A 5,262-nucleotide genomic window follows, 5' to 3' on the forward strand; every position below is an offset into this window, starting at 1 on the left:
ACCATCCGGTCTTCTCTGTTCCTTCCTCACCCTGACTATCACGGCTTTGTAAACAGAACCTTTCTCCACTTTGGACTTCGGAATGGCCTGCTTGACCGAAACCACAACAACATCTCCAAGCCGCGCGTACTTTCTTCCGGAACCTCCCAGGACTTTTATGCAGAAAAGCCTTTTGGCCCCTGTGTTATCCGCCGAGTCCAGATATGTGCTTGACTGAATCATTTTTTTCTCCCGTAGTCCGAAGAATCAAAAACCACGTCCTACGCACCTGCGGCCTGACTGACCACTTTGCCCAGCCTCCACCTCTTGGTTTTGCTGTGGGGCCTTGACTCTATTATTGTGACCTTATCTCCTATGTTGCACTCGTTGCGCTCATCATGGACCTTAAATCTCTTGCTGGTTCTTATCTGCTTTTTATACCGACCGTGACTTTTGATCCGCTGTACTTCCACGACCGCGGTCTTGTCCATCTTGTTACCTACCACAATTCCCGTTCTGGTCTTTAACTTTCCTCTTTCCATAGAATTAACTCCCCGAAGCCGTATCCCGCTGTTTTTTTATGGTAAGTATCCTAGCAATCTCTCTTCTCAACTGCTTTACCCTCGCATTGTTGGGGTTCTGTCCAGTGGCGACCTGTATTCTGACATTGAAAAGCTCTTCATTCGCATCACGATGGCGCTTGTTCAGTTCTTCGGGCGTTAGATTTCTTAGTTCTTCCGCGTTCGTTGCCATCAGACAAACTCCTCCTCGCTTCTGGACACTATCCTGGTTCTAAGAGGAAGCTTATAGGAAGCAAGCCTTAAGGCTGAGCGTGCAAGTTCTTCGCTTACTCCTGATATTTCGTAAAGAAATTGTCCTCTTTTTACCGGCGCCACATACTTGTCCACATCCCCCTTTCCCTTTCCCATCCTAGTCTCTGCAGGCTTCTTGGTAACGGGTTTATAGGGAAATATCCTTATCCAGAGATTTGCTCCCCTTCTCACGTGCCTTGTGATCGCAATACGGGCGGCCTCTATCTGCCTTGAAGTAATCGTCCCGTTTTCCAACGTCTGAAGCGCAAGGTCGCCGAAGGCAAACGTCGTTCCCCGGGTCGCCGCTCCTCGGTTTCTTCCCTTGAACTGCTTTCTGTACTTTGTCTTCTTAGGCTGAAGCATCGGTATCTACACTCTCAGGAATTTCACCTGCTCTCTCTTTAGTCTTTTTCTGTATTATCTCGCCTTTGAATATCCAGACCTTTACGCCTATCACTCCGTAGGTGGTTGACGCTTCGGTAACCCCGTAGTCAAGATCCGCACGGAGCGTACCGAGGGGCACTCTTCCCTCCCTGTACCACTCCCTTCTCGCTATTTCGGCTCCGCCGAGACGCCCGGCAACCATGACTTTTATTCCTAGAACCCCGGCTCGGATGGAGGATGAAAGCACCCTTTTCATGGCCCTTCTGTATGCAACCCTTCTTTCAAGCTGAAGGGCAAGGTTCTCAGCAACAAGTTGGGCATCGGTTTCGGGTCTCTTTACTTCTCTTATGTCAAGAAATATGCCTTTTCCGGTCATCTGCTGGAGCTTTTTCTTCAGTTGCTCTATCTCCTGACCCTTTCTTCCTATGATGATCCCGGGCCTTGCCGCATACACTAGAATTCTCACCTTGTCCGCCGCGGCCCTTTCAATCTCAATGTTCGAGATGGCTGCCTGATAAAAGGTCTTCTTTACGTAGTTGCGGATGTCTATATCCTCTTTGAGCAGAGTCCTGTACATCTGTTTCTCGGCAAACCACTTGGAATCCCATGACCTGGTTATTCCAATACGAAGTCCTATAGGATTAATTTTCTGTCCCAATTCAGAATCCCCTCTGTTCAAGTACTATCGTTATATGACTCATCCTGGTTTTACGGGCAAAAGCCCTTCCCATCGCCCTGGCCCTAAAACGCTTAAGTGTCGGACCCTGCGTTGCGTAGACTTCCTTTACGTAAAGGGAGTCGATGTCGCTGTATCCTTTCTCAGAGGCGTTGGCCACAGCCGATTTAAGCAGCTTAGAGAGCAGTGGTGAGACCCTCCTGCGGGCGGAAAGCAGAATCGAGGAAGCTTCCTCCACGCTTTTTCCCCTTATGAGGTCAAGAACCACCCTGGCCTTCTTCGGCGACACCCTGGCATACTTATGTACTGCTTTAGAAACCATCTGCTATCTCTCTGTTGTTGCTATCTTTTCCTAGCTTTTCTGTCACCCGCATGACCATGGTAAGTCCTCGTGGGAGAAAACTCGCCCAGCTTATGTCCTACCATCTGTTCAGACACAAACACGGGAATAAACCTCGTTCCGTTGTGAACCGCGAAAGTCATTCCTATCATCTCGGGTATTATCATTGAAGCTCTTGACCAGGTCCTGATGATTCTCTGACTCCCGGAACTCTGTGCCTGCTCAACTTTCTTCATAAGCTTTTCGTGCACATACAGTCCCTTTTTACTTGATCTTGCCATCTGAAGCTCCCGCGATTAATCCATTCCGTAGCCAACCCTTCTCGGCTTAACTATATATTTGTCCATTCTCTTGTTGTTTCTCGTCTTCTTTCCTATCGTAATCCATCCCCAAGGAGAAACAGGATGAGGGTTTCCCTTGGTCGCCTTGCCTTCTCCTCCGCCATGGGGATGATCAACTGGATTCATCGCCACCCCGCGAACCGTGGGTCTTATGCCCTTGTGACGGGACCTCCCCGCCTTCCCCCAGACTATAAGTTCGTTCTCGGCGTTTCCGATCCTTCCCACAGTAGCCATGCACCGAAGATGAATCAGCCTTATTTCGCCAGAAGCGAGTTTTATCTGGGCGTAGTTACCGTCTTTTGCGACAATCTGCGCTGCCGAACCTGCGGAACGAACCAGCTTTCCCCCGCCTCCGGGCCTCATTTCTATGTTGTGAATAACCGTACCCACGGGAATATTCTCTATGGGAAGAGCATTTCCGCTTGAAACTTCCACCCCGGGTCCGGAATTTAGTTCATCACCCACTTTAAGGCCGGCAGGGGCTATAATATATCTTTTTTCACCGTCAACATAGGACAGAAGAGCGATTCTAGCCGAGCGATACGGATCATATTCCAGCGAGACAACTCTGGCAGGTATGCCGTGCTTGTCTCTTTTGAAGTCTATTATTCTGTAGCGTTTCTTGTGACCGCCGCCTTTTCTGAAGCTGGTAATCCTTCCATTCGAGTTGCGTCCTGAGTTCTTCTTAAGAGAAACCGTAAGGGACTTGTGGGGCTTTTTTGAGGTTACCTCCTCGAAGTCAAACCCGGACATGAACCTTCTTCCCGGAGATGTGGGGTTGTATTTTTTTACTCCCATGATCAAACTCCCTCAAACAGGTTGATTTCTCCCTCTCTGAGCTTAACGTAAGCCTTTTTAACCGCTGACCTTTTTCCTACAACTCTGCCGAATCTTTTCACTCTTTTTCCAGGAAGCACAAGGGTTCTCACCTTCTCCACCTTGACCCCGAAGATCTTCTCGACGGAATCCTGTATCTCCTTTTTGTTGCATCTTCTGTCTACGGAAAAAACATACCAGCCGTCTTCTCTGGCTTCTGTGCTTTTCTCGGTAATCACAGGAAGTTTTATGATCGAACGGGGATCTTTCATGATAGTCTCTCCTGGATTTTTTCAACCGAATCCCGCACCATGACTATGTTCTTGTGTCTGAGAAGATCGTAGACGTTAAGCCCTTCATCCCTGAGCACCTTTATGTCAGGTATGTTCCTTGCCGACTTGTGGAGATTCTCGTTATCCGAACTGACAACCACAAGAGCTTGGGAGAAGTCAAAATCCTTCATGAATTTCGCCACTTGCCTGGTCTTTATCTCCGGAAGCTCAAAACTGTCGAGCACAACTATGGCACCTTCGCCGAAACGGCTTGAAAGAGCGGAAACAAGTGCCCCTTTTCTCACCTTTTTCGGAATTGAGTAAGACCAGTCTTTCGGTTTCGGTCCAAAAACTACTCCACCCTTGCGCCAGATCGGGGAACGCCTGGACCCCGCCCTTGCACGTCCTGTGTGTTTCTGTTTCCATGGCTTTGCTCCGCCGCCTCGGACTTCAGCTCTCGTCTTGGTGGACGAGGTTCCGGCCCTTTTTTTGGCAAGCTGCCAGTTGACTACTTCGTGGAGCAAGTGCTTTTTCACTGGAGCTTCAAATATTTCGGAGCGAAGTTCCATTGTCCCCACCTTTTTCCTGGCAATGTCATATACGTCAACTTGAAGCATCTTTCGCCCCCTTTGACGTGTGCCGGAGAAAAAGCGTCCCTCCCACCGGACCCGGAACCGACCCCTTTACGAAAAGAAGATTTCTCTCAACATCTATATCAACCACCCTGACGCCCTGAACCGTTACATTCTTTCCACCCATTCGCCCCGGCATTTTCAACCCTTTCCACACCTTGGCCGGAGACGAAGCCTGTCCTATGGAGCCGGGTCTTCTGTGGGCCATGCCGCCGTGGGACATTGGCTGCCTTGAGAAATTGTAACGTTTTATGGTCCCGGCGAATCCCTTTCCCTTGCTTTTAGCTGTGACGTCTAGAACATCTCCAACCTTGAAAATGTCAACTTTTACCACGTCCCCCACCTTGTAATCATCAACCGTGGCGGAAAATTCTTTAAGCTTCGCAGTAGGGTTCACTCCGGCTTTTGTAAAATGTCCCTTCATGGGACGCGTGAGCCGCTGGGGTTTTACTTCTCCAAAACCGAGCTGAACAGCGTCGTAGCCGTCTGAGTCCTTGGTTTTTTTCGAAACCACGAAGCACGGGCCCGCTTCAACTACCGTAGTGATGACCTTGACCATGTCATCGTTGAAAAACTCGGTCATTCCCTTTTTTGTTCCTATAATTCCCTGAATCATTTTTTACGAACCCGTTAGTTTTATCTCTACTTCCACACCCGAAGCAAGGTTTAGTTTCATAAGTTCATCTATTGTCTGCTGGGTAGGCTCAAGTATGTCTACAAGTCTTTTATGCGTTCTTATTTCAAAATGCTCTCTTGAATTCTTGTTCACGTGAGGACCGCGCAGCACGCAGTACCTGTTTATACTGGTAGGAAGCGGAACCGGGCCGGCTATTCTCGCACCCGTCCTCTTGGCGGTATCGACAATTTCTTCCGTTGAATTATCAAGAAGCCTGTAGTCAAAAGACTTAAGCTTTATTCTTATCTTCGAAGCCTTACTCATCACTCAATGATTTCTGTTACTACGCCTGCCCCTACTGTTCTTCCACCCTCTCTTATCGCAAAACGCAACT

The 5,262-nt window shown here is 48.8% G+C and carries 12 protein-coding genes; all 12 read right to left on the reverse strand.

Features of this window, described 5'->3' with window-relative positions:
- The coding region (locus OXG10_06185) for an uL14 family ribosomal protein (protein ID MCY3826950.1) at window positions 1–222 on the reverse strand (222 nt) is incomplete at its 3' end.
- 38 nt (window positions 223–260) lie between these two features.
- On the reverse strand, window positions 261–521 hold the full coding sequence (gene rpsQ, locus OXG10_06190) for a 30S ribosomal protein S17 (GenBank protein ID MCY3826951.1): 261 nt from the start codon (window positions 519–521) through the stop codon (window positions 261–263).
- A 4-nt stretch (window positions 522–525) separates the two neighbouring features.
- A complete protein-coding gene (rpmC, locus tag OXG10_06195; GenBank protein MCY3826952.1) occupies window positions 526–732 on the reverse strand; it encodes a 50S ribosomal protein L29 in 207 nt (68 codons plus the stop codon).
- Entirely contained in the window at window positions 732–1,154 is a 423-nt protein-coding gene (gene rplP / locus OXG10_06200; protein ID MCY3826953.1) for a 50S ribosomal protein L16, read from the reverse strand. Before rplP ends, rpmC begins: the two co-directional genes overlap by 1 nt.
- Window positions 1,141–1,833 (reverse strand): 30S ribosomal protein S3, encoded by a 693-nt coding sequence (gene rpsC, locus OXG10_06205; protein ID MCY3826954.1) that lies wholly within the window; start codon window positions 1,831–1,833, stop codon window positions 1,141–1,143. The genes rplP and rpsC overlap by 14 nt, the downstream gene beginning before the upstream one ends.
- Window position 1,834: 1 nt before the next feature.
- Window positions 1,835–2,173, reverse strand: coding sequence for a 50S ribosomal protein L22 (rplV, locus tag OXG10_06210; protein ID MCY3826955.1), 339 nt, complete (start codon window positions 2,171–2,173; stop codon window positions 1,835–1,837).
- Window positions 2,174–2,193: 20 nt separating this feature from the next.
- Complete coding sequence (rpsS, locus tag OXG10_06215; GenBank protein ID MCY3826956.1) at window positions 2,194–2,472, reverse strand: 30S ribosomal protein S19; 279 nt, start codon at window positions 2,470–2,472, stop codon at window positions 2,194–2,196.
- Window positions 2,473–2,487: 15 nt separating this feature from the next.
- Entirely contained in the window at window positions 2,488–3,330 is an 843-nt protein-coding gene (rplB, locus tag OXG10_06220) for a 50S ribosomal protein L2 (GenBank protein MCY3826957.1), read from the reverse strand.
- 2 nt (window positions 3,331–3,332) lie between these two features.
- Window positions 3,333–3,620: a 50S ribosomal protein L23 gene (rplW, locus tag OXG10_06225; GenBank protein ID MCY3826958.1), complete on the reverse strand. Its 288-nt coding sequence runs from the start codon at window positions 3,618–3,620 to the stop codon at window positions 3,333–3,335.
- Window positions 3,617–4,237, reverse strand: coding sequence for a 50S ribosomal protein L4 (rplD, locus tag OXG10_06230; GenBank protein ID MCY3826959.1), 621 nt, complete (start codon window positions 4,235–4,237; stop codon window positions 3,617–3,619). Before rplD ends, rplW begins: the two co-directional genes overlap by 4 nt.
- Window positions 4,224–4,868: a 50S ribosomal protein L3 gene (gene rplC / locus OXG10_06235; protein ID MCY3826960.1), complete on the reverse strand. Its 645-nt coding sequence runs from the start codon at window positions 4,866–4,868 to the stop codon at window positions 4,224–4,226. The genes rplD and rplC overlap by 14 nt, the downstream gene beginning before the upstream one ends.
- 3 nt (window positions 4,869–4,871) lie before the next feature.
- A complete protein-coding gene (rpsJ, locus tag OXG10_06240; GenBank protein ID MCY3826961.1) occupies window positions 4,872–5,192 on the reverse strand; it encodes a 30S ribosomal protein S10 in 321 nt (106 codons plus the stop codon).
- Window positions 5,193–5,262: the final 70 nt, after the last annotated feature.

The sequence above is a fragment of the Candidatus Dadabacteria bacterium genome (assembly GCA_026706695.1).
Taxonomy (GTDB): Bacteria; Desulfobacterota_D; UBA1144; order Nemesobacterales; family Nemesobacteraceae; genus Nemesobacter.

Coding starts and splice junctions, on each gene's coding strand:
- rplC (MCY3826960.1), bottom strand. CDS start 4,868: ATGATTCAGGGAATTATAGGAACAAAAAAGGGAATGACCGAGTTTTTC.
- rpsQ (MCY3826951.1), bottom strand. CDS start 521: ATGGAAAGAGGAAAGTTAAAGACCAGAACGGGAATTGTGGTAGGTAAC.
- rplB (MCY3826957.1), bottom strand. CDS start 3,330: ATGGGAGTAAAAAAATACAACCCCACATCTCCGGGAAGAAGGTTCATG.
- rplW (MCY3826958.1), bottom strand. CDS start 3,620: ATGAAAGATCCCCGTTCGATCATAAAACTTCCTGTGATTACCGAGAAA.
- rpsJ (MCY3826961.1), bottom strand. CDS start 5,192: ATGAGTAAGGCTTCGAAGATAAGAATAAAGCTTAAGTCTTTTGACTAC.
- rplD (MCY3826959.1), bottom strand. CDS start 4,237: ATGCTTCAAGTTGACGTATATGACATTGCCAGGAAAAAGGTGGGGACA.
- rpsS (MCY3826956.1), bottom strand. CDS start 2,472: ATGGCAAGATCAAGTAAAAAGGGACTGTATGTGCACGAAAAGCTTATG.
- rplP (MCY3826953.1), bottom strand. CDS start 1,154: ATGCTTCAGCCTAAGAAGACAAAGTACAGAAAGCAGTTCAAGGGAAGA.
- rplV (MCY3826955.1), bottom strand. CDS start 2,173: ATGGTTTCTAAAGCAGTACATAAGTATGCCAGGGTGTCGCCGAAGAAG.
- rpmC (MCY3826952.1), bottom strand. CDS start 732: ATGGCAACGAACGCGGAAGAACTAAGAAATCTAACGCCCGAAGAACTG.